Source organism: Pseudophaeobacter sp. C1-32P7 (assembly GCF_041008775.1).
Classification (GTDB): Bacteria; Pseudomonadota; Alphaproteobacteria; order Rhodobacterales; family Rhodobacteraceae; genus Phycobacter; species Phycobacter gallaeciensis_A.
Window position 1 is genome coordinate 144,733 of the sequence record NZ_JAXGFR010000006.1, and the last position, 20,660, is coordinate 165,392.

Genomic DNA, 20,660 nt, shown 5'->3' on the forward strand with positions numbered 1-20,660 from the left:
GATAAATTTACTTGCAAAAAAGATCCATTTTGGTCGCGGCGTTCAGGCAAAACAAAACGGCCCGCCAAAGGGCGGGCCGTTTCAACAGAAATCAGAGTGGGGTCAGTCAGGGATCAACCGGTGATCAGCCCCATGCTTTCCAGCTTCAGCAGAACCTGGTGGGCACAGTTGTCGACATCGACGTTTTCCGTCTCGACGCTCAGCTCGGGGTTCGCGGGCACGTCATAAGGATCTGAAATGCCGGTGAATTCCTTGATCTTGCCTTCGCGCGCCAGCTTGTAGAGACCCTTGCGGTCGCGGCGTTCGCATTCCTCGATCGAGGTCGCGACGTGCACCTCGATGAAGGCGCCGAACTGCTCGATGTCCTCGCGCACGGCACGGCGAGTGGCCGCATAAGGCGCGATCGGCGCACAGATGGCGATGCCGCCGTTTTTGGTGATCTCGGAGGCAACATAGCCGATGCGGCGGATGTTGAGGTCGCGGTGCTCTTTCGAGAAACCCAGCTCGGAGCTGAGGTTTTTACGCACGATATCGCCATCCAGCAGCGTTACCGGACGGCCACCCATCTCCATCAGCTTGACCATCAGCGCGTTTGCGATGGTGGATTTGCCGGAGCCGGAGAAACCGGTGAAGAATACGGTAAAGCCCTGCTGGCTACGCGGCGGCTTGGTGCGGCGCAGTTCTTTCACCACCTCGGGGAAGGAGAACCATTCCGGGATTTCCAGACCTTCGGCCAGACGGCGACGCAGTTCGGTGCCCGAGATGTTCAGGATGGTGACGTCATCCTTGTCGGCGATCTCGTCATTGGGTTCGTACTGGGCACGCTCCTGCACATAGACCATGTGCTTGAAGTCGACCATTTCACAGCCGATTTCCGACTGATGCGCACGGTAGAGTTCCTGCGCGTCATAGGGGCCGTAGAAATCTTCACCGGCAGAGTTTTTGCCCGGGCCGGCGTGGTCGCGGCCAACGATGAAGTGGGTGCAGCCGTGGTTGGCGCGAATCAGACCGTGCCAGACGGCTTCACGCGGACCTGCCATGCGCATGGCCAGGTTCAAGAGCGACATGGTTGTGGTCGAGGCCGGATATTTGTCCAGCACCGCCTCGTAGCAGCGCACACGGGTGAAGTGGTCGACATCGCCCGGTTTGGTCAGGCCGACAACCGGGTGGATCAGCAGGTTGGCCTGCGCTTCCTTGGCAGCGCGGAAGGTCAGTTCCTGGTGTGCACGGTGCAGCGGGTTGCGGGTCTGGAAGGCCACGACCTTGCGCCAGCCCAGCTTGCGGAAATAGGCGCGCAGCTCGTTCGGGGTGTCGCGGCGACCGCGGAAATCATAGTGCACGGGCTGCTGGATGCCGGTGACCGGGCCACCGAGGTAGATCTTGCCTGCGTGGTTGTGCAGGTAGTTCACTGCCGGGTGTGCTTCGTCGTCGGCGCCAAAGACCTTTTCGGCCTCGCGGGATTTGTTGGGCTCCCAGCGGTCGGTGACCGTCATGGTGGCCAGAATGACGCCTTCCTGATCGCGCAGAGCGATGTCTTCGCCCACTTCGAGCGAGCTTGCGAAATCTTCGCTCACATCGAGGGTGATCGGCATCGGCCAGAGCGTGCCGTCCGCCAGGCGCATATTTTCGACAACGCCGTCATAGTCTTCCTCGGTCAGGAAGCCTTTCAGCGGGTTGAAACCGCCGTTCATCAGCAGCTCCAGGTCACAGATCTGGCGCGGGCTCAGATCGTGGCTTTTCAGCTCACCGGCCTCGACCTTCAGCTTCTGGGCGGAGTCGTAAGATACATAGAGCTCGGGGATCGGAGCCAAATTACTCAACATAGTCATGTGAATTCTCTCTTCACTTGCGCGGGAGGGGGCGCCCGTGTCGCGGACGGCTTAAGGCCGCGCAATAGCGCAAAGCTTTCTTGAATGTCTAGCGAACTGGGGAAAAAAGGACGATGTGTGCCCATTGCTTCACAAACAGATGCTGTTTCGCCCCGCGCGGGCAAACGTGGAATATCGTTCCGGTGTCTGAAGCTCCGGATTGGACTCACTTCGTTGGTGTGTCGAGGAGTGTGAACAGATCCTCCGCGCGCAGGGCCGCAAGAGCCGCGACTGGCTCTGCGACGCCGCGCAGCTGGAAGGATTGCAGGCTGTCTTCGGGGGCGGAAAACCCGGCAGCCTCCACAACGGCGGCAGAGACCAGCAATTCGACGCCAAGGGCCTTGGTTTCAGCCTCAAGCCGACTTGCCGCATTGACGCTGTCGCCGATGATGGTGCGCGGAGCGTGATCCGCAGAGCCGATTTCACCCTGAACCAGATCGCCAAGGTGCAGGCCGATACCGATCCGGACCGGCGGGCTGTCTTCTTCCTCCAGGCGCGCGTTGAATGTGCGCAGCGCCGTGCCGATGGCGGCTGCAGCGTTCAGCGCCGCGCGGGCGGAATGAGCCGGGTAGGGCGCATCGAAGACTGCCAGCAGCCCATCGCCGAGGTATTTGTCCACATGCCCACCGGCGCCGGTGATCGCGGGGACGATGGCATCGAAGAACCGGTTCAGCAGGAACACTACATCATAAGGTAACTGACCTTCGGTACGGCTGGTGAAGCCGCGGATGTCGAGAAACAGGATGGCGAGCCTGCGTTCTTGCCCCTGGCTGGCGTGGGCCCGTGTGGTCCGCCCGTCGGGCCGGAACATGCGGCAGACGGTCAGCGGTGCGGTAGGCCGTATCTGGCAGGCCAGCCGCATGGTGCTGCTGGCCCGCACGGCGGCAAGGCTGCGCGCCTCAGCATCAGAAGGGGGATGAAGCGCATCCAATCCGTCTTCGACAACCACCCGGCAGGTGGTGCAGCGCCCTTTGCCGCCGCAGAGAGAGGTATGAGGTACGCCGCTGGCGCGGGACATTTCCAAGAGGGTCAGCCCCTTTTCGGCGCTCACCACAGGACCGTTCACATAGGTGATCCGCACCGCCCGGCGTTTGCGCAATGCCTTTTGCAGCAGCACGGCGGTTCCGGTCAGCACAAGAAGCGCCAGAAACAGGCCGATCCAGAGGTTTTCATTCTCTCGGAGGCTTAAGAATGTCGGCTGGTCGGGCCAGTTGTAACCTGCCATCAGCGCCGCCCGCTGACTGCCCTCGACAAACAGATCGTAGATCCGGCGTCCCTCGCTCAACGCGCCGGCCAGGGCAAAGGTGGGGATGAATACCGCGAGCCCGATCATATAAGTCTGTGTTCGGCGCCACCAGCGCGTCAGCCGCAGCCAGTAGTGCAGCCCCATGCAGCCATGGATCCAGACGGCCAGCAACAGCAGTGCCTGCCACCAGATCGATGGCGAGTTCCACATCAGGACAAGGATGAAGCCCATCTCATCGTTGACGTTGTGAAGCTCATGCGCGTAGCGGGTGTAGGTAATGTGCCGCAACAGCTGCAATGGGATTAGAAGGCCAAGCCCCAGCTGCACCGCCTCGTTCCAGGTCATCCGCCAGCTGCGTCGCCGGGTCAGTTGCCACAGGGCTAGCCCGGCATGCAGGATCAGCGCGCTATAGAGAATGACACCGCCCAGCACACTGCGGGTGATGATCTGGCGGGCGCTCTGCATGGCCTCCACCGCCGCAGGAGAGAACAGCGCCAGGCCCAGGTTGATGAAATGGAAGAACACATAGGTGAACAGGATCAGCCCGGTCACCATCCGGGTGCGGATAATCCAGTTGCCCTGCCACAGCGCGTGCGTCACCGGCTGCTCTCCCCCGTGTAGCCTGCGGTGACTGTGACGGGATGCCGCGATGCGGCTCAAGGCTCTGCAATAGGAAAGCCGCGCGCCCTGTGGGGGCGTGCGGCTGTTTTCGGCATCGGCTCCGGCCTGCGGCAGTATGGGCCGCCGGATGCCGGGATTGGCTTATTCCTGTTCGGCCAGGAACCGTTCGGCATCAAGGGCCGCCATGCAGCCCATCCCGGCCGAGGTCACGGCCTGACGGTATTTATGGTCGGTCAGATCGCCGGCTGCGAAAACACCGGGGACCGAGGTTTCGGTGGAGCCGGGCTTGACCTTCACATAGCCGCCATTGTGCAGTTCCAGCACATCCTTGACCAGTTCGGTTGCCGGGGCGTGGCCGATGGCGACAAAGACGCCCTTACAGGGGATTTCCGAGATTTCACCGGTCTGCACGTTCTTGACCTTGACGCCTTCAACGCCGAGCGGCGCATCGGTGCCGACGACCTCTTCCAGCTGATGAAACCACAGCGGTTCGATCTTGGGGTTCTTCAAGAGCCGGTCCTGCAGGATCTTTTCGGCGCGCAGCTCATCACGGCGGTGGATCAGTGTGACCTTGGAGGCAAAGTTGGTCAGGAACAGCGCCTCTTCAACGGCGGTGTTGCCGCCGCCGATCACCACGATTTCCTGACCGCGGTAGAAGAAGCCGTCGCAGGTGGCGCAGGCGGAGACGCCAAAGCCCTTGAATTTGTCCTCGGTCGGCAGGCCCAGCCATTTCGCGCGGGCGCCGGTTGCCAGGATCACCGCATCCGCCGTGTAGGTGGTGCCGCTATCGCCCTTGGCGGTAAAGGGGCGCTGGCTGAGATCCAGATCGGTGATGATGTCGCCGATGATCTCGCAGCCCATCGCCTTGGCGTGGTCCTGCATGCGCACCATCAGATCAGGGCCCTGAACCTCTGTGTCGCCGGGCCAGTTTTCCACTTCGGTGGTGGTGGTCAGCTGGCCGCCCGGTTCGATGCCCTGTACCAGAATAGGTTCCAGCATGGCGCGGGAGGCATAGACCCCCGCAGTATATCCGGCCGGACCCGACCCGATGATCAGTACCTTGGTGTGACGCGTATCGCTCATCTCATATCCCCAAATCCGCAGGTTGGCGGGCAATCCGCCGTCAGCCACAGGATATAGCGACAGACCAGAGGCGCTTAAACCCCCGGCATCACCTTCGTGACGCAGCTGTTATCCGAGGCAGCTTGATCTTGCGGAGGGCAAAGATTATTGCGGCGCAGTGAAATAATATTGCGCGCTTTCGCGGCGCTGATATAAGAAACGCAAACTGACGGGAGCTTCCACAATGGTCACTACACGCCTTGATCCGATCGATCGCAAGATTTTGTCGGAACTGCAGGCCGATGGGCGCATGACCAACGTAGAACTGGCCAAACGCGTCGGAATTTCCGCGCCGCCCTGCCTGCGCCGAGTGCGTGCATTGGAGGAAGCAGGCCTGATCCGGGGCTATCATGCCGAGGTCAACAGCCGGGAGCTTGGCTTTGAGGTTCAGGTCTTTGCCATGGTGGGGCTGGAAAGCCAGGCCGAGGCAGAGCTGAGCGCATTCGAGGAAAAATGCCGCGGCTGGCCGCTGGTGCGCGAGTGTCACATGCTGAATGGCGAGGTGGATTTCATCCTCAAATGCGTCTCACCCGATCTCAGCACCTTTCAGAGTTTCCTGACCGGAGAGTTGCTGACCACGCCGAACGTGGCAAGCGTCAAGACATCGTTGGTGATACGAGGTGCCAAGGACGAGCCGGGCGTGCCGTTCGACGTTCTCGAAGACCGTCTGGCGCTGGAACCCTGACCGGACCTGTGCCAGGTCGCCGACAGGGGATGCTGACAGGTTGTTCAGATAGCGGCGTCCGCGCGCTCAAAGGCCAGCGGGCCGAAATCCGCAATCGCATCTGCGTGGCTGAAGAGATTTAGGAACAGCGTCTTGATCGGATAGCTGACCAGTTTCAACGCATTCGGCCCGGGATGATAGGTTTCAAATTCCAGCCCCCCCACCTGAATGACCGCGTGCTGCGGCAGGCAGAGATGGAACATATCAACCACGGTAGGCGGTGAGGTTTCAAAGATATTCATGCCGTCCTGGAAATCCTGAACCGGCGTCAGCAACTTCTTGTCACTTGCATCCCGGCGCATATGCGGCGGCGTGCACAGCAGCCGCGCGGCGGGACCGGCCACGACGCAGGACATGGGTTTTTGCATTCCAAAACTGTCAGCCATGAAGCTGGTGAGCGGATGGGTCTGTCCCTTGGAATCGGCGCGCGCTGGAACCAGGCTGGTGGAACCTTTCCAGATCAACGGCTGATATTCCCCGGTTTGCGTTGCGATCATGTCACCGGGCCAGAGGTCCTCAATGGCGACGGGGCCCATATCGGTCTGCACCAGCGTTCCGCGGGTAAAGGCACAAAAGGCGTTTTCGAACAGTGGCAGGGCCGGCGCGATGTGACGGGTTTCCGCGACGGTTCCGTTGGACAAAAGGGCGCTGACCTCGAACCGGCGCAACTGCGGTTTGGTGACCATGCGCAGCGCGGCGGGATCCTGAAGCAGGGCAGTGGCTTCGGCTGCCGATGCAGCGGCCTGGTGCAGCGAGTGAGGCGTGTTCATAGCGTCAGGGCCTTTCTCAATTCGACTTCGGAACCACAGCCCCGCGGCTGCGGGGCATTCGGACTGTTTGATCAGGCACCGTCGCTTTTTGCACCTGCGCCGGACCGGAGTGCCGGACTGGGCGGGAAGGTGACCGCAAGAGTTTAAGCAAACCTCTACACGGAAGAACCCCGCTCCGCGCATCCTGCCCAGGCCGGTCTTTCTTTGCATTTTCTGAACAAAGTGAAGACGTCCAGAGGCTGCAATCTGCCGGGAAGTAAAGGCAAGTTTTCCGCCGTAACTCAGGCGCTTTTCAGCGCCTTCGGGTCACTGCTGATGCTGCGGCGGCGCTCTATTGACGCACGTCGCGCCACGCCGCGGTGCCAGGGCAATTTGCTTTTCTCGCTTTTGGCAGTTGCAACAATGGAAGCGATAAAACGGGTTCGTGCTGTCATTATTGCTCCTGCAGGGTCCATTCTGAACGATGTCTGTCTGAGCGCAGGTATCGGTAATCAATGCGACGTTATTGTGGCGCGGGCATGGAAAAGCCCCGGCAAAGCGGGGCCGGGGCGGTCACAATCGGGCTGCGGGGGATCTCCAGGAATTTTCAAAAGGGATCGGGGGCGCGTGTGTTTTCTTTTTCCTACAGGCGGATACAGGCAATCAGCCTGCCATAATCAGCCTGTTTTTCGTGGGTGGCACGCCGATAGGAATAAAATCGCTTTGGATCGCCATAGGTGCAGTGGCCGGTCCATTCCGCCTCCGCAACTCCGGCGCTGCGCAGTTTCTGCAGGCCAAGACCGGGCAGGTCGAACAGCAAGCGGTCGCCTTCGCCATTGGCAAAGAAGCGCGCGTTCTCCGGGTCCTCGGCCATAAAGTCGTCGAAGAACTCGGGGCCAACCTCATAGGCGCGCTGCGAAATGGTCGGGCCGATGACGGCAAGGATATTGCTGCGGGTTGCGCCCAGATCCACCATCGCCTCCACCGTCGCAGAGAGCACCCCGTCCAGCGCCCCGCGCCAGCCGGCATGGGCGGCGCCGATCACTCCGGCCTCGGGGTCAGCAAACAACACCGGCTGGCAGTCTGCCGTCAGGATCGACAGGGCGACACCCGGTGTGCGGGTGACCATGGCATCGGCTCTGTCCGGGCTGTTGCCAACCTCTTCGATCACCGCGACGTCGGGGGAATGCACCTGATTGACCCGGGCCAGCTTCTCCGGGGCGACCTCCATTGCGGCGGCGACGCGGGCGCGGTTCAGTTCGACCGCTTCACGCTGGTCCGAGGATCCAAGCCCGCAGTTCAGTCCCTCGAAAATGCCGGAGGACGCACCGCCCCGGCGCGTGAAAAACCCGTGCCGCACGGGGCCAAGAAGATCCGATGTCAGTATTTCCAGCGTCATGACTGAAGCCCCGGTGGTGGTGTCGCGTTGCCGGGGTAGAGACCCAGCACCTTGAACAGGTTTCCCATTTCCTCGGGGTGCGTCAACCGCCGATGTGCGGCGATCAAATTGTCGAGTGCATCGCCCTCTAGCGGTGCGGCAAGGGCGCGGGCGCGGTCGGTGATGCCCAGCCGCTCCAGAAACACGCCCTGCAGGGTCAGCCGCGTGGCCGCGCAGCCGTGCGCCTGTGCCGCCTGTGTCAGAACCTCAAAATCCACATGGGTGGTCAGGTCTGCGCAGCCGGGTGCCTCCAGCGGATCACAGGGCGCATGATCGCGCAGCGCTTGCAGCGTGTCGCCAAGCGAGCGCCAGTCGCCATAGTCCACGATCAGCGCCGCGCCACCATGCGCTGCGATACGTGTAGCAATTGCAGCGGTGATAGGGGCCGCGCCTTCGCAGAGTTCGACAAGGTCGCCCTCGCGGGTGTCCGCAAGCCGGTGGCTGAGCGCGGGCTGTTCGGTCACCGGGCCAAGGCCAAAGGTCAGCGTGCCGTTCTGCATGCCGATGCGTTTTTCGCGCCAGCCGGTACCATCGCGCAGGAACTGGCGCACGGGCAAGGCGTCAAAGAACTCATTGGCCACCAGAAATAGCGGCTGCTGTGGCAGGCTGTCGATGGTGTCGTGCCAGATCGGTTCAAACCCTGTTAGCGACTTGGCCTGCGCCTCGCGCAGGGTGGGGGAGGCCTCCACCAGATGCAGCTCCAGCGCGGCGTGGAAACCGGGCACCGCGCGAGTGGCGCGCAACAGATCCGCCATCAGGGTGCCACGGCCAGGGCCAAGCTCGGCCAGGGTGAACGGCGCAGGCGCGCCCTGATCCAGCCAGCTTTGCGCCAGACACAGGCCCAGCAACTCACCGAACATCTGGCTGATTTCCGGCGCCGTGGTGAAATCCCCGGCCGCGCCCAGCGGATCACGGGTGGTATAATAGCCAAAACGGGGATTCAGCAGGCATTCGGCCATGTAATCGGCCAGGCTCATCGGCCCGTCGACATCGATGCGGGCAATCAGGTGATCCAGCAGGCTCATGCCGTGATCCTCTGGCGGCGCAGGGCGGCGATGGCAAAGACCAGCCCCAGCGCGATCATCGGCAACGACAGAAGCTGCCCCATGGTCAGCCCGTAGCCGCCGACATGCCAGGCAAGGCCGAGCGGATTGCCGGGGGTCACGAACTGCACGTCGGGCTGACGGGCGAATTCCACTAGGAACCGCGCCATGCCATAGCCCGCCAGAAACAGCCCCAGCACCAATCCGGGCCGGTGAAAGGCCCTGCGCCGCCAGACCATCCAGAGCAGCAATGTCGCCAGCAGCGCGCCTTCCAGTAGCGCCTCATAAAGCTGCGATGGGTGCCGCGCGCAAATCTCGCCCAGGGCCTGCCCACAGTCCTGCGCGGCCTGTCCCGGAAAGGCGACGCCCCAGGGCAGATCCGTTGGCCGCCCCCAGAGTTCCGCATTGATGAAATTGGCCAGCCGTCCCAGCATCAGCCCGGGCGGCACGCTGACGGCCACCAGATCGGCCATCTGCAGCCGGGGTACACCGTGGCGCAGCGCAAAGATCCAGGCCGCCAGCACCACGCCGATCAGCCCGCCGTGAAAGGCCATGCCGCCTTCCCAGATCCGCAGGATCGCGGCCGGGTTGGAGAGGTAGTATCCCGGCTGGTAGAACAAAACGAACCCCAGCCGCCCGCCAAGGATCACGCCAATGATGATCCAAGTCAGCAGATCCTCGACCTGCTGCGGACGCATCGGTGGCTGGCTCGCGGGCCAGAGTGCGGGCTGTCGCAGAGCCGTCACTGCCAACCGCCAGGCGATCAGGATCCCGACGATATAGGCCAGCGCGTACCAGCGCAGCGCGAACTCAAAAGATCCGATGGTGATCGAGAAGATTTCGGGCGACAGGTCGGGGAATTGGATCATTGCGTGCATGTGCGACTGAATGCCTTTGCTCTGGAAGGGAAGTCAACGGCTTGCCCGCGGCCCTTTGGTTGCCCATATAGGGCATAAGCCTGATACGGAGAAGACGATGCAGAGCCGCAACAAGATCCTCGACGATATTTCCCAGCTGATGACCAATGCCATGGGTGTGGCCCACGGCGCCCGCGAAGAAGCTGAAACCGCGATGAAGAGCATGATCGACCGCTGGCTGGCCGACCGTGATTTCGTGACACGCGAAGAATTTGACGCGGTGCGCGCCATGGCGCAGAAGGCCCGCGAAGAAAACGAAGCGCTGAAAGCCCGCCTTGATGCGCTTGAGGCCTCTGCCAAAAACTGAAGACTGAAGATTAAAGACCGGACCCATCCAGAATACGCATGTGCCTGCGCGGGCGAAAAGCCCGCTTGGGTCCGGTGCAGGCGGCACGTCCCGGCAGTGACGGCCAAATAACGCGGCGCCTTGATTGGGCCGCCTGATTTGCGCCCGGGACCTTATCCACAGCTTTGCCGATATTTTGGGTGGCTTTCCGCTTCATCCACAACTTATTGCAGATATCCCCAAATAAAGGGTTGCCAGCGCCTATCCGGGTGTCCACCATATCTAGTATGGGAGCGGGGATGCCTCCCCGGTCCTTTGAGCGCAAAGCTAGCTCTAGCGGACCCGAAGAGGTGCGTATGCTAGATACCAGAGAGGTGGCATCATGGCCCTATCCGAGCATCATCTGGAAGACGACATCCACCCCATAGACATCGTTGAGAACGTTGCCTCCCATCATGACTGGGACTTTGACCGGATCGGCGATGATCAGATCGCCATGGCCGTCGAGGGGCAATGGCGCACCTATTCGGTAACCCTGGCCTGGTCGGGATACGAGGAAACCCTGCGGCTGGTGTGTAGTTTCGAAATGGATCCGCCTGAGGACAAGCTGCCGCTGCTCTACGACCTTCTCAACCGGATGAACGATCAGTGCTGGGCAGGGGCCTTTACCTATTGGGCCGAGCACAAGCTGATGCTTTATCGTTATGGCCTGATCCTGTCGGGCGGCCAATCGGCCAGCGCCGAGCAGATCGATGCGATGATCCAGGCGGCTGTGTCGAATTGCGAGCGTTACTACCCGGCCATTCAGCTGACCACCTGGGCCGGGCGCACGCCTCAGGAATCTCTTCAGGTCGCCATTGCAGAGGCTTATGGCCGCGCGTAAACCTGTGCCCTGAAACTGATGTAACAGCACAGGGGCAGGGATAATGGACATGACGGATATCGCGGATCGCGGGCTGGTCCTTTTGGGATGCGGCAAGATGGGCTCGGCGATGTTGGCTGGATGGTTGGACGGCGGATTGCCCGCAACCTCGGTCTGGGTTCTGGACCCCTATCCTTCGGACTGGCTGAAACAGACCGGCGTGACCATCAACGGCGGCCTGCCAGAGAACCCGGCCATCGTATTGATCGCGGTAAAGCCACAGATGATGGGCGATGCACTGCCGGGGCTTCAGGCGCTGGGCAATGGCGATACCCTGTTCATCTCGGTTGCCGCTGGAATCTCATGTGCCAGCTACGAGGCGATGCTGGGGGAGAAAACCCCCATCGTGCGCGCCATGCCCAACACACCCGCCGCCATCGGGCGCGGCATCACTGCCCTGATCGGCAACGGGCGCAGCAGCGGCGCCGATATGGATCTGGCCGAAACCCTCTTGTCCGCGATCGGCCAGACGGTGCGGCTGCAGTCCGAGGATCAGATGGATGCGGTCACCGGCGTCAGCGGCTCCGGGCCTGCCTATGTGTTCCACCTGATCGAAACACTGGCCGCCGCAGGTGAGGCGCAGGGGCTGCCCGCCGATCTGGCGATGAAATTGGCCAAGGCCACCGTGGCGGGCGCAGGGGCGCTGGCCGAGGCGGCCGCGGAAGATCCCGCCCAGTTGCGGGTGAACGTGACCAGCCCCAATGGCACCACCCAGGCGGCGCTTGAGGTGCTGATGGACAAGGACAGCGGTTTCCCGCCCCTGCTGAACCAGGCTGTTGCGGCTGCTGCAAACCGATCCAAGGAGCTGTCCGGTGGCTGAGATTTCCTTTGATGATTTCCTGAAGGTCGATATCCGCGTCGGCACCGTGGTGCGGGCCGAACCCTATCCCGAAGCCCGCAAACCGGCGATCAAGATGTGGATCGATTTCGGCGATGAGATCGGTGAGAAGAAAACCTCGGCCCAGGTGACCGCGCATTACACGCCGGAAATGCTTGTGGGAAAACAGGTTGTGGCGGTGGTCAATTTCCCGCCGCGCCAGATCGGCAAGTTCATGTCCGAGGTTCTGGTGCTTGGCCTGCCGGATGAGGCCGGGGAGATCCGGCTGATCGGGCCGGATGGTCCGGTGCCGCTGGGCGGAAGGATGCACTGAGCGATGAAACTTTGGATTACCCGGCCGATGACAGCGGCTGTCGAGGCCCGCGCGCGGGAAGAGTTCGATGTGGATATCCGCCCCGATACGGGCGTGCTGAGCCGCGCGGAAATGCAGCGTGCCTTGCGGGATTATGACGTGGTCATGCCGACGCTGGGCGACCGGTTCGATGCCGAGATCTTTGCCGCGGTGCCTGCGCCGCGGTGTCGGCTGCTGGCGAATTTCGGCGTTGGCTACAACCATATTGACGTAGAGGCCGCCCGGGCCGCCGGTGTTGCTGTGACAAACACGCCGGGCGCGGTCACCGATGCGACTGCCGATATCGCGATGACCTTGCTGCTGATGTCGGCCCGCCGCGCAGGCGAGGGGGAGCGGCTCGTGCGCGATGGCAGCTGGGAAGGCTGGCATCCGACCCAGATGCTGGGTCAGCATGTTACGGGCAAAACCGTCGGCATCGTCGGCCTTGGCCGGATCGGGGCCGCCATCGGGCAGCGCTGCCATTTCGGATTTGGCATGAATGTCCTCTACACCGCCCGCAGCGACAAGGATCCGGGTTTCCCCGTCACCCGCTGCGCCAACCTGTCAGAGATGGCCGCGCAGGTCGATTTCCTGGTGGTTGCCGTGCCCGGTGGCGCCGACACCCGGCATATGGTGGATGAAGCGGTGCTTGCGGCGATGCAACCCCATGCGCATCTGATCAATATCGCCCGCGGCGAGATCGTGAAGGAAGCGGCCTTGATCGCTGCCCTGCGCGAAAAACGCATCGCCGGGGCTGGCCTTGATGTCTATGAATTCGAGCCGGAGGTGCCCGAGGCGCTGCGGGCGCTTGATACCGTGACCCTGCTGCCACATCTGGGCACGGCCACCGAAGAGGTGCGCAGCAACATGGGGCATATGGTTCTGGACAATGTCGCGGCCTTCATCGCCGGGCGGGAACTGCCCAACCCGGTTTGAACCAATCGGGGGCGGTCAGGTTTTGGAACCGTCCCCGACCGCTTCGCGCCAGTGACGGCGGCAGAGCGAGACATAAGTTTCATTGCCGCCGATCTGCACCTGATCACCCGTGGTGATCGCACGGCCCTGATCGTCCTGTCGGATCACCATGGTGGCCTTCTTGCCGCAATGGCAGATGGTTCGCACCTCGCGCATTTCATCGGCTAGCGCCAAGAGGGTGGCGGATCCGGGAAACAGGTTGCCCTGAAAATCTACCCGCAGCCCGTAGCACAGAACCGGCACCCCCAGATCATCGACCACACGAGCCAGTTGCCAGACCTGATCTGGCGACAGGAATTGTGCTTCGTCCACAAAAATACTGGCAACGCTGCCTCGTGACAGGCGTAATTTGATTTTTGCGAACAGGTCCTCGCCCGCACTGAACACATCGGCCTCGGCGCTGATGCCAATCCGCGAAGCAATCCGGCCCTTGCCTGCCCGATCATCGACACGTGCGGTCAGAAGGTAGGTGTCCATGTTGTTTTCGCGGTAGTTGTGCGAGGCCTGAAGCAGCACGGCGGATTTACCGGCGTTCATGGTGGAGTAGTTGAAATAGAGCTTTGCCATGCGTGCGGTTTACCCTTTGGCAATGGCTGAGTGAACCGCAAAATAATCCCGGATCGTGGGGATGCATAGGGCAGTGCGGATCACAGGATTCGAACCCTGATGTCCAAAATACGCCCCCCCACAGCAGCCCGTCCAGTCCGGGTCGAAATAGACCCTAGGGATGGATACAGGCACGCGCCACTGGGGAGGACGCCTAAAGAAGGATATGTCGTACATCCGAAACGGATGCTTGACCTCTCCCACTCATATTGAAGCGCAACCTCACTCACAAAGTTTGCTTCAACCCCAAACAAAGATGCACAATAGCATCTGGGCCACTCGTTAAATCCCTGAAAACCCAAGGGATGGCGCTAGTATTGCAATTCGTTTAAAAGGACTTCATGGGAAATTAACAAGTTCATTCCCCGCCCCGGGGCGGCTTATGAGGCAAGATTTACATGGCAGAGATCGGCAGGTACCTGAAAAAGCATACCGAAGCGCTGGTTAAGGACGTTGGCATAGAGGCCGCCTGTCAGATTACAGGCAAGTCCAAGGCGACATTGGGTCGTTACTATTCAGACAATGCCGAACATACGGAACGGTTCATGCCGGTAGATTCCGTGGCCAAGCTGGAGGGGGCTGCTTCTTTTCCGCATGTGACCTCGGCGCTCGCGGATCTGAAGAATATCACGCTGTCCTATAATCACTCCGACGATTCGGGCGTGGAAAGTGTCGGGCGCACAGGCGGGGTGAATGCCGACGTGATCGCGCTGAGCCAGCGGTTTGCAACCCTGATGAGCGAATATCAGGAAGCCATCGCTGATGGCATCATCACCGTCAATGAGGCCAAGCGCTTGCTGCGGGAAACGGTCCTTTTGCAGCAGGTCCTGCTGGATATGAAATTGCATCTCGAAGAAGAGAGCAACTGACGCTCTCGGACGTTTCATTGCGGGGCAGTAGTCCCGCTGGTAGGCCCCGACGGACTGCGGGGCCTTTTCCGTTTTCAGCCCATATGGCGGCGCAGGATCGCCGAGCCGACCGAATAGCCGGCGCCGAAGGAACAGATCAGGCCAATTTCCTGGTCGGCCATGTCATCGGAATTCTGCGCAAAGGCGATGATCGAGCCTGCCGATGATGTATTGGCATAGTCTTGCAGGATATTGGGCTGTTCGCCGGGCTCGGGGGTGCGGCCCAGAACCTTTTTGCCGATGAAATCATTCATCGCCTTGTTCGCCTGATGCAGCCACAGGCGCTTCAGGTCATCATTGGCGATGCCACTGTCAGCCAGATGGGTGCTGATGTGCTCGCTGACCATGGGCAGCACTTCCTTGAACACCTTGCGGCCATTCTGCATGAACTGCATGTCGCGGCGGTCCGCGACCCCGTCGGGGCGCGAGCGGCGCAAGAAGCCGTTGTTGTTTCGGATATTGTTGGAAAATTCGGTGGCACAGCGGGTCGACAGGATTTCGAAATGCGGTCCCTTGGCGTCTTCGATCCGTTCGACGAGCGTCGCCGTTGCCACGTCGCCGAAGATGAAGTGGCAGTCGCGATCGCGCCACTCCAGATGGCCCGAGCAGATTTCGGGGTTGACCACCAGCGCTGAGCGGATGCTGCCCGAGCGGATCATATCCGCGGCCACCTGCAGGCCAAACGTGGCCGAGGAACAGGCGACGTTCATGTCGAAGGCAAATCCGTCGATGCCGAGAAGTTTCTGGATCTCGATTGCCACCGCGGGGTAGGGGCGTTCCATATTGGAGGCCGCACAGATCACGGCGTCTACGTCGCCCGCGGTCTTGCCAGCCTGTGCCAGAGCCTTGGTCGCCGCATCGACGGCCATTTCCGCCATAATGCCCGGTTCGTCATCGCTGCGCTGGCGCAGCAGCGGGTGCATGACCTCGGGGTCGAGAATTCCCGTCTTGTCCATCACATAGCGCTGCTCGATGCCAGAGGCCTTGACGATGAACTCTTCCGAGGAGTGCTGCATCGGGGCCATTTCGCCCGCTGCGATGGCCTCGGCGTTCTTTTCGTTCATGCGGTCGGCGTAGGCGTTGAACGCCACGACCAGCTCGGCATTGGTGATGATCTGAGACGGGGTGAAGACCCCGGTGCCGGTTATGGCGGCTGTGTGCATGGTAACGGATCCCGAGTTCGCAAAGTGCCGTATATCTGGGCATTTTGCGTGCGGAAGGTCAAGGTCAGCCGCAAGCTGCCGCAGGGGCAAGCAGGAACAGTGGGGCAGTGTTCGGGGAATGTGAACTTCTTCACATGAAAAGTTCATTGACTGAAGTAATCTGCTGCGAATCCCGCACCACGGCGATCCGCTGGTGCACACCCTCTTTGCAACCGGGCCTGGCCTCATGACCGATGACACCTTGCAGCTATCGCCGGAAATCCGGTCTCTGATGGGCGTTTACGCGCTCTACTGGATGCTGGACGATGCGGTTGAGCGTATGGATCAGGCGCCGCGGATCGGGCGGTTGGAAAGCCGGATCCTGATCCGGCTGGACCGGCCCCGGCGCATGGGGGCGCTGGCACAACTGTTGCTGACCGGCCCCCCGTCCGTCACCGCGGCAGCGGATCGGCTTGAGGAGATGGGTCTTGTGCAGCGGCTGCCCGATCCGGACGACCGGCGGGCGCTATTGCTGCATCTGACCGACCAGGGCCGCGCCGTGCGGAGCCAGCTGGACGAGGAGGCCCGCCGACTGTTCCGCCAGGTCTCTGGCCTTTCAACGGACGAGATCGCGCAGTTCGCGGCGCTATGTGAAAAAATACATGATACGAGTACAGGAAACGGCGCCCCGCTGGGATGCCCGGATCCGAAAGGAGACAGAGAATGAAAATCTTCCACCGAGTGTCACGGCTGATCCTGCCCGCGCTCGCCCTCTCGGCCCTGGTGCAGGTAGGGCCGCTGGCGGCGCAAGAGACGGCCAAACCGGTCAAGCTGCTGAAAACGCAGGCGGGCAGCGTGTTGGTTGAGCGCCAGTTCTTTGGTCAGGTGGCGGCGAAACAATCCGTCGACCTTGCCTTTCAGGTGGGCGGTCAGGTGCTGGAGTTTCCGGTGGCGCAGGGCACCGTGGTGCCCGAAGGGCAGCTTGTTGCGCAACTGGATCTGGAACCTTTTGAGCTGAAACTGGAACAGGCCCGGCTGCAAAAGGCGCAGGCGGACCGCACGGTGGCACGGATGGAGAAACTGACCGGGACGGTCAGCCAGGTGTCCATCGATGATGCGGAAACCCAGGCTGGTCTGGCCGGGGTCGCCCTGCGGGATGCGGAATACGCCTTGCAGCATGCGACGCTGACGGCGCCCTTCGATGCGCTGGTCTCCAGCCGCGAGGTCGAGAAATTCACCACGGTCAGCGCCGGGACGCCCATCGTCCGGCTGCACGATATGTCTGAACTGCACATCAAGGTGGATGTGCCTGAAATCTTGTTTCAGCAGGCAAATGCAGATGAAAAGGTCGATATCACGGCCTCCTTCCCGGGCTGGGACGCCACCTATCCGGTTGAAATCCTTGAATTTGATGCCGAGGCCAGCAGCGTTGGGCAGACTTACCGGGTGACCTTCCGTCTGGCGCCTCCTAAGGATCGGCAGATCCTGCCCGGGGCCTCGGTTTCGGTGCGGGTGCTGGTCAATACTGGTGCTGCGGCGATCCGCCTGCCGGCAACGGCCATCGTGGTGTCCCCGGAAGGGCAGACTGGTGTGATGGTCTTTAGCCCCACCGGGGCCGACAATGGCACGGTCGCCTGGCGGCCTGTCACTGTGACGCCGACGCAGGATGGCGATTTCACCGTCACCGAAGGTCTGACTGGCGGTGAAGAGGTGGTTCTGGCGGGCGGCACCGCCCTGTCGGACGGGCAGGCGGTACGCCGCTTTGCCGGTTTCGCGAACTGAGGGCGGGCAGATGGATATTGCACGCGGCTCAATCGAAAAACCGCTTTATACATGGCTGATCATGTTGATTGCCCTGTTCGGGGGCATCTGGGGTTTCCTGTCGCTGGGACGGCTTGAGGATCCGGCCTTTACCATCAAACAGGCTGTCATCGTGACCCAGTATCAGGGCGCCACGGCAGAGCAGGTGGCGCTGGAGGTCTCTGAACCGCTGGAGTCTGCGATCCAGAAAATGGCCGAGGTCGATATCATCACCTCGATCAACCAGCCGGGCCAATCCCTGATCGAAGTTGAAATCAAATCGACCTATGACGGCAGCGAGCTTCCCGCCGTCTGGACCAAACTGCGCGCGAAGATCCGCGATGCGGCCCTGTCCCTGCCCGAAGGCACAAGTCAGCCCTTCGTGAACGATGCCTTCGGGGATGTGTTCGGCCTGTTCTATGCCGTCACCGCAGACGGATTCAGCGATGCGGAAAAGCATGAACTGGCAACTTTCCTGCGGCGGGAGCTGCTGACGGTTGATGGGGTTGCCGATGTAGATGTCTCCGGCCTGCCGGACGAAGCGATCTATGTCGAACCCGACCTGCCGATTTCGGTCAACTTGAATGTACCACTGACGGCGATTGCCAATGCCATCGCCACCTCCAACTCGGTTCGCCCGGCGGGCAAACTGGATGCGGGCGATGCCGACACCCGGCTTTTGGCGCCGCAAGGATCGGACAGTGTTTCGGAAATCGCCGGTCTTTCTGTTGGGGTACAGGGCGAGGTGATCAACGTGATCGACATGGCCAAGGTCCACCGCGGCCGGGTTGCTGATCCCGATCTGATCGTGCGCTACAACGGGGCCGAGGCCTTTACTCTTGGGGTGGCCGGTATCGCGTCGGAAAACATCGTGGATGTGGGCAAGAACGTCGATGCCAAGCTGGCGCAGCTGGACAGTGACATCCCCTACGGCGTGTCGCTGCAGCCGATCTATCAGCAGCACGTGGTGGTCGAGCAAGCCTCGAATGACTTCCTGGTGAACCTGGCGATGTCCGTCGCCATCGTGGTTGTGGTTCTGGCGCTGTTCATGGGCATGCGCGCGGCCATTGTCGTTGGCGTGACCTTGCTGCTGACCGTGGTCGGGACGCTCTTGTTCATGAACCTTTTCAGCATCGAGATGGAACGGATTTCCCTGGGCGCGCTGATCATTGCCATGGGGATGCTGGTGGACAATGCCATCGTGGTTGCCGAGGGCATGCAGATCTCGATGCTGCGGGGCAAGAACTCTCGCGATGCCGCGCATGAGGCCGCCAGCAAGACGCAGATCCCGCTTCTGGGCGCGACTGTCATCGGGATCATGGCCTTTGCCGGTATCGGCCTCAGCCCGGATTCCACCGGTGAATTCCTCTTCTCGCTGTTTGCCGTGATCGGCATTTCGCTGCTGCTGAGCTGGCTTCTGGCGCTGACGGTGACGCCGTTGCTGGGGCATTATTTCTTCAAACGCGGCACTGGTGGCGGTGGCGACGAATACGGCGGGCTGATTTTCCGCGCCTATGGCGCCAGCCTGCGCCTGGCGCTCAAACTGCGCTGGCTGGTGGTGGTAGGGCTGATTGCCCTGACGACCGTGTGCTACATAGGCTTTGGACAGGTCAAACAGGCGTTTTTTCCCGACTCCAACACGCCTCTGTTCTTCGTACATCTGAAACTGCCGCAGGGCACCTCGATTCACACCACTTCGGCGCAGCTGCAACGGGTCGAAGACTGGTTGGCCGAGCGTCCCGATGTGGAATCAACCGCGGCCTTTGTGGGGCAGGGGGCGACCCGTTTCATGCTGACCTATTCGGCGGAAAAGGCGAACCCCAGCTATGGCCACCTGATCATCCGCGCGAGCAGCCTGCAGGAAATCCCGGCGCTTCAGGCCGATCTTGAGGCCTTTGGGCGCAGCAATTTCCCCGAGGCGGAATTCCGCACCAAACGTCTGGTCTTTGGCCCAGGCGGCGGTGATCCCGTTCAGGTTCGTTTCTCGGGTCCCGATCCGGCGGTTCTGCGCCAGCTGGGGGAGGAAGCCATGGTGCGGCTGAAAGACGGCTCTGACAGTATCCTGAGCGTGCGGCACAATTGGCGCGAACAGGAACTGGTGCTGGAACCGATCTATGCCACAGACCGGGCACAGACGGCGGGGATCACCCGCGAGGATATCGCGGGCACCTTGCAGTTCTCCACCGACGGGGTGACGGCGGGCATGTTCCGTGAACGCGACCGGCAGATCCCGATCATCCTGCGCAGATCGCCGGAGGATCAGTTCAACATCATGGATCAGCTGGTCTTCTCCACCTCGTCGAACCGTTTCATGCCTCTGGAACAGATGATCGACGGGGTCGAGATCAAGGTGCAGAATACCCTGATGCATCGCCGCGACCGGGTTTTTACCCTGACCGTGGGGGCGGATATCGCGCCGGATGTCACTGCTGCGACAGTGTTCAAGGAGGTGCAGAACAGCATCGAGGAGATCGCCCTGCCGCCGGGCTACCGGATGGAATGGGGCGGGGAGCACGAGAGCTCGGCCGACGCCAACAAAAGCCTTGGCGCGCAGCTTCCGGTGTCCCTGCTGATCATGGTGCTGATTTCGGTCCTGCTGTTCAACGCGATCCGTCAGCCGGTGATCATCTGGTTGCTGGTGCCGATGTCGGTCAACGGCGTGGTCATCGGGCTTCTGGGCACCGGTCTGCCCTTTACCTTTACCGCGCTTCTTGGGCTCCTCAGCCTGTCGGGCATGCTGATCAAGAACGGCATCGTCCTGGTCGAGGAAATCGATCTGGTGCGCGCCGAAGGGCGGCCACTGCGCGAGGCGATTGTCGAAGCGTCGGTGTCGCGTTTGCGTCCAGTGATGCTGGCCGCGATCACCACGATCCTTGGCATGGCGCCCCTGCTGAGCGATGCTTTCTTCGTGTCGATGGCGATCACGATCATGGGCGGTCTGGCCTTTGCCACCGTGTTGACGCTGGTGGCGGCGCCGGTGTTCTACCTGATCTTCTTTGCACGCGATGAAAAACGGGAAACCTCTGCAGCCTGACCTGACGGTCTGGTACCAAACTCAAAAGGCCCCGGAAATATCCGGGGCCTTTTTGCATCTGCGCGGATCGCACCGGTTGCGCAGCGTCAG

The 20,660-nt window shown here is 61.5% G+C and carries 20 protein-coding genes; 10 read left to right on the top strand and 10 right to left on the bottom strand.

Annotated features, from left to right (window positions below; translation table 11 throughout):
• Nucleotides 1–113: 113 nt before the first annotated feature.
• From SM763_RS10665 to trxB, 3 genes are all read right to left on the bottom strand, one after another.
• Nucleotides 114–1,829 carry a bifunctional sulfate adenylyltransferase/adenylylsulfate kinase gene (locus SM763_RS10665; RefSeq protein WP_368998507.1) on the bottom strand — a complete coding sequence of 572 codons (1,716 nt, stop codon included), beginning with the start codon at nucleotides 1,827–1,829 and terminating at the stop codon, nucleotides 114–116.
• Nucleotides 1,830–2,034: 205 nt separating this feature from the next.
• Complete coding sequence (locus tag SM763_RS10670) at nucleotides 2,035–3,714, bottom strand: adenylate/guanylate cyclase domain-containing protein (protein ID WP_368998509.1); 1,680 nt, start codon at nucleotides 3,712–3,714, stop codon at nucleotides 2,035–2,037.
• A 162-nt stretch (nucleotides 3,715–3,876) separates the two neighbouring features.
• Entirely contained in the window at nucleotides 3,877–4,818 is a 942-nt protein-coding gene (gene trxB, locus SM763_RS10675; protein ID WP_065272904.1) for a thioredoxin-disulfide reductase, read from the bottom strand.
• A gap of 223 nt (nucleotides 4,819–5,041) precedes the next feature.
• Between trxB and SM763_RS10680 the strand changes: the two genes are divergently transcribed.
• A complete protein-coding gene (locus SM763_RS10680; protein WP_065272905.1) occupies nucleotides 5,042–5,542 on the top strand; it encodes an Lrp/AsnC family transcriptional regulator in 501 nt (166 codons plus the stop codon).
• Between the two features lie 44 nt (nucleotides 5,543–5,586).
• Here SM763_RS10680 and SM763_RS10685 read toward each other — a convergent pair whose 3' ends face one another.
• From SM763_RS10685 to lgt, 5 genes are all read right to left on the bottom strand, one after another.
• Entirely contained in the window at nucleotides 5,587–6,351 is a 765-nt protein-coding gene (locus SM763_RS10685; RefSeq protein ID WP_065272906.1) for a Hint domain-containing protein, read from the bottom strand.
• A 281-nt stretch (nucleotides 6,352–6,632) separates the two neighbouring features.
• The gene (locus SM763_RS10690) at nucleotides 6,633–6,785 is read right to left on the bottom strand and encodes a hypothetical protein (RefSeq protein WP_368998511.1); all 153 of its coding nucleotides are present in this window, start codon (nucleotides 6,783–6,785) and stop codon (nucleotides 6,633–6,635) included.
• A 188-nt stretch (nucleotides 6,786–6,973) separates the two neighbouring features.
• Nucleotides 6,974–7,729, bottom strand: coding sequence for a peptidoglycan editing factor PgeF (gene pgeF, locus SM763_RS10695; RefSeq protein WP_368998513.1), 756 nt, complete (start codon nucleotides 7,727–7,729; stop codon nucleotides 6,974–6,976).
• Nucleotides 7,726–8,793 (bottom strand): class I SAM-dependent methyltransferase, encoded by a 1,068-nt coding sequence (locus SM763_RS10700; RefSeq protein ID WP_368998514.1) that lies wholly within the window; start codon nucleotides 8,791–8,793, stop codon nucleotides 7,726–7,728. The genes pgeF and SM763_RS10700 overlap by 4 nt, the downstream gene beginning before the upstream one ends.
• On the bottom strand, nucleotides 8,790–9,689 hold the full coding sequence (gene lgt / locus SM763_RS10705; RefSeq protein WP_368998516.1) for a prolipoprotein diacylglyceryl transferase: 900 nt from the start codon (nucleotides 9,687–9,689) through the stop codon (nucleotides 8,790–8,792). Before lgt ends, SM763_RS10700 begins: the two co-directional genes overlap by 4 nt.
• A gap of 97 nt (nucleotides 9,690–9,786) precedes the next feature.
• On the opposite strand from lgt, the gene SM763_RS10710 reads away from it, so the two are divergent.
• The 5 genes from SM763_RS10710 to SM763_RS10730 all read left to right on the top strand — a co-directional run bounded on the left by SM763_RS10710 (nucleotide 9,787) and on the right by SM763_RS10730 (nucleotide 13,041).
• On the top strand, nucleotides 9,787–10,035 hold the full coding sequence (locus SM763_RS10710) for an accessory factor UbiK family protein (protein WP_065272910.1): 249 nt from the start codon (nucleotides 9,787–9,789) through the stop codon (nucleotides 10,033–10,035).
• A gap of 361 nt (nucleotides 10,036–10,396) precedes the next feature.
• Nucleotides 10,397–10,897: a type III secretion system chaperone family protein gene (locus SM763_RS10715; RefSeq protein ID WP_065272911.1), complete on the top strand. Its 501-nt coding sequence runs from the start codon at nucleotides 10,397–10,399 to the stop codon at nucleotides 10,895–10,897.
• A gap of 43 nt (nucleotides 10,898–10,940) precedes the next feature.
• Nucleotides 10,941–11,756: a pyrroline-5-carboxylate reductase gene (gene proC, locus SM763_RS10720; RefSeq protein ID WP_368998518.1), complete on the top strand. Its 816-nt coding sequence runs from the start codon at nucleotides 10,941–10,943 to the stop codon at nucleotides 11,754–11,756.
• Nucleotides 11,749–12,087, top strand: coding sequence for a tRNA-binding protein (locus tag SM763_RS10725; protein WP_274832917.1), 339 nt, complete (start codon nucleotides 11,749–11,751; stop codon nucleotides 12,085–12,087). The genes proC and SM763_RS10725 overlap by 8 nt, the downstream gene beginning before the upstream one ends.
• A gap of 3 nt (nucleotides 12,088–12,090) precedes the next feature.
• Nucleotides 12,091–13,041 carry a 2-hydroxyacid dehydrogenase gene (locus SM763_RS10730; RefSeq protein WP_368998519.1) on the top strand — a complete coding sequence of 317 codons (951 nt, stop codon included), beginning with the start codon at nucleotides 12,091–12,093 and terminating at the stop codon, nucleotides 13,039–13,041.
• Nucleotides 13,042–13,056: 15 nt separating this feature from the next.
• Here SM763_RS10730 and SM763_RS10735 read toward each other — a convergent pair whose 3' ends face one another.
• Nucleotides 13,057–13,647 (bottom strand): thymidine kinase, encoded by a 591-nt coding sequence (locus SM763_RS10735; RefSeq protein WP_274868612.1) that lies wholly within the window; start codon nucleotides 13,645–13,647, stop codon nucleotides 13,057–13,059.
• A 437-nt stretch (nucleotides 13,648–14,084) separates the two neighbouring features.
• Here SM763_RS10735 and SM763_RS10740 point away from each other — a divergent pair, with 437 nt between their 5' ends.
• Entirely contained in the window at nucleotides 14,085–14,555 is a 471-nt protein-coding gene (locus SM763_RS10740; RefSeq protein ID WP_065272916.1) for a hypothetical protein, read from the top strand.
• Between the two features lie 74 nt (nucleotides 14,556–14,629).
• On the opposite strand, the gene SM763_RS10745 is transcribed toward SM763_RS10740, so the two are convergent.
• Nucleotides 14,630–15,757: a beta-ketoacyl-ACP synthase III gene (locus tag SM763_RS10745; protein WP_065272917.1), complete on the bottom strand. Its 1,128-nt coding sequence runs from the start codon at nucleotides 15,755–15,757 to the stop codon at nucleotides 14,630–14,632.
• Nucleotides 15,758–15,983: 226 nt separating this feature from the next.
• Between SM763_RS10745 and SM763_RS10750 the strand changes: the two genes are divergently transcribed.
• From SM763_RS10750 to SM763_RS10760, 3 genes are read left to right on the top strand one after another with little or no spacing between them, the layout of a single operon-like run.
• Nucleotides 15,984–16,463, top strand: coding sequence for a MarR family winged helix-turn-helix transcriptional regulator (locus tag SM763_RS10750; protein WP_368948225.1), 480 nt, complete (start codon nucleotides 15,984–15,986; stop codon nucleotides 16,461–16,463).
• Nucleotides 16,460–17,518 carry an efflux RND transporter periplasmic adaptor subunit gene (locus SM763_RS10755; RefSeq protein ID WP_274868615.1) on the top strand — a complete coding sequence of 353 codons (1,059 nt, stop codon included), beginning with the start codon at nucleotides 16,460–16,462 and terminating at the stop codon, nucleotides 17,516–17,518. The genes SM763_RS10750 and SM763_RS10755 overlap by 4 nt, the downstream gene beginning before the upstream one ends.
• A gap of 10 nt (nucleotides 17,519–17,528) precedes the next feature.
• Entirely contained in the window at nucleotides 17,529–20,570 is a 3,042-nt protein-coding gene (locus SM763_RS10760) for an efflux RND transporter permease subunit (RefSeq protein WP_368998521.1), read from the top strand.
• The last annotated feature ends 90 nt before the right edge of the window (nucleotides 20,571–20,660 follow it).

What these genes read in the sequence shown, in the direction of transcription:
- SM763_RS10665 (WP_368998507.1), bottom strand. Translation starts at nt 1,829, where the DNA reads ATGACTATGTTGAGTAATTTGGCTCCGATCCCCGAGCTCTATGTATCT.
- trxB (WP_065272904.1), bottom strand. Translation starts at nt 4,818, where the DNA reads ATGAGCGATACGCGTCACACCAAGGTACTGATCATCGGGTCGGGTCCG.
- SM763_RS10680 (WP_065272905.1), top strand. Translation starts at nt 5,042, where the DNA reads ATGGTCACTACACGCCTTGATCCGATCGATCGCAAGATTTTGTCGGAA.
- SM763_RS10685 (WP_065272906.1), bottom strand. Translation starts at nt 6,351, where the DNA reads ATGAACACGCCTCACTCGCTGCACCAGGCCGCTGCATCGGCAGCCGAA.
- SM763_RS10690 (WP_368998511.1), bottom strand. Translation starts at nt 6,785, where the DNA reads ATGACAGCACGAACCCGTTTTATCGCTTCCATTGTTGCAACTGCCAAA.
- pgeF (WP_368998513.1), bottom strand. Translation starts at nt 7,729, where the DNA reads ATGACGCTGGAAATACTGACATCGGATCTTCTTGGCCCCGTGCGGCAC.
- SM763_RS10700 (WP_368998514.1), bottom strand. Translation starts at nt 8,793, where the DNA reads ATGAGCCTGCTGGATCACCTGATTGCCCGCATCGATGTCGACGGGCCG.
- lgt (WP_368998516.1), bottom strand. Translation starts at nt 9,689, where the DNA reads ATGCACGCAATGATCCAATTCCCCGACCTGTCGCCCGAAATCTTCTCG.
- SM763_RS10710 (WP_065272910.1), top strand. Translation starts at nt 9,787, where the DNA reads ATGCAGAGCCGCAACAAGATCCTCGACGATATTTCCCAGCTGATGACC.
- SM763_RS10715 (WP_065272911.1), top strand. Translation starts at nt 10,397, where the DNA reads ATGGCCCTATCCGAGCATCATCTGGAAGACGACATCCACCCCATAGAC.
- proC (WP_368998518.1), top strand. Translation starts at nt 10,941, where the DNA reads ATGGACATGACGGATATCGCGGATCGCGGGCTGGTCCTTTTGGGATGC.
- SM763_RS10730 (WP_368998519.1), top strand. Translation starts at nt 12,091, where the DNA reads ATGAAACTTTGGATTACCCGGCCGATGACAGCGGCTGTCGAGGCCCGC.
- SM763_RS10735 (WP_274868612.1), bottom strand. Translation starts at nt 13,647, where the DNA reads ATGGCAAAGCTCTATTTCAACTACTCCACCATGAACGCCGGTAAATCC.
- SM763_RS10740 (WP_065272916.1), top strand. Translation starts at nt 14,085, where the DNA reads ATGGCAGAGATCGGCAGGTACCTGAAAAAGCATACCGAAGCGCTGGTT.
- SM763_RS10745 (WP_065272917.1), bottom strand. Translation starts at nt 15,757, where the DNA reads ATGCACACAGCCGCCATAACCGGCACCGGGGTCTTCACCCCGTCTCAG.
- SM763_RS10750 (WP_368948225.1), top strand. Translation starts at nt 15,984, where the DNA reads ATGACCGATGACACCTTGCAGCTATCGCCGGAAATCCGGTCTCTGATG.
- SM763_RS10755 (WP_274868615.1), top strand. Translation starts at nt 16,460, where the DNA reads ATGAAAATCTTCCACCGAGTGTCACGGCTGATCCTGCCCGCGCTCGCC.
- SM763_RS10760 (WP_368998521.1), top strand. Translation starts at nt 17,529, where the DNA reads ATGGATATTGCACGCGGCTCAATCGAAAAACCGCTTTATACATGGCTG.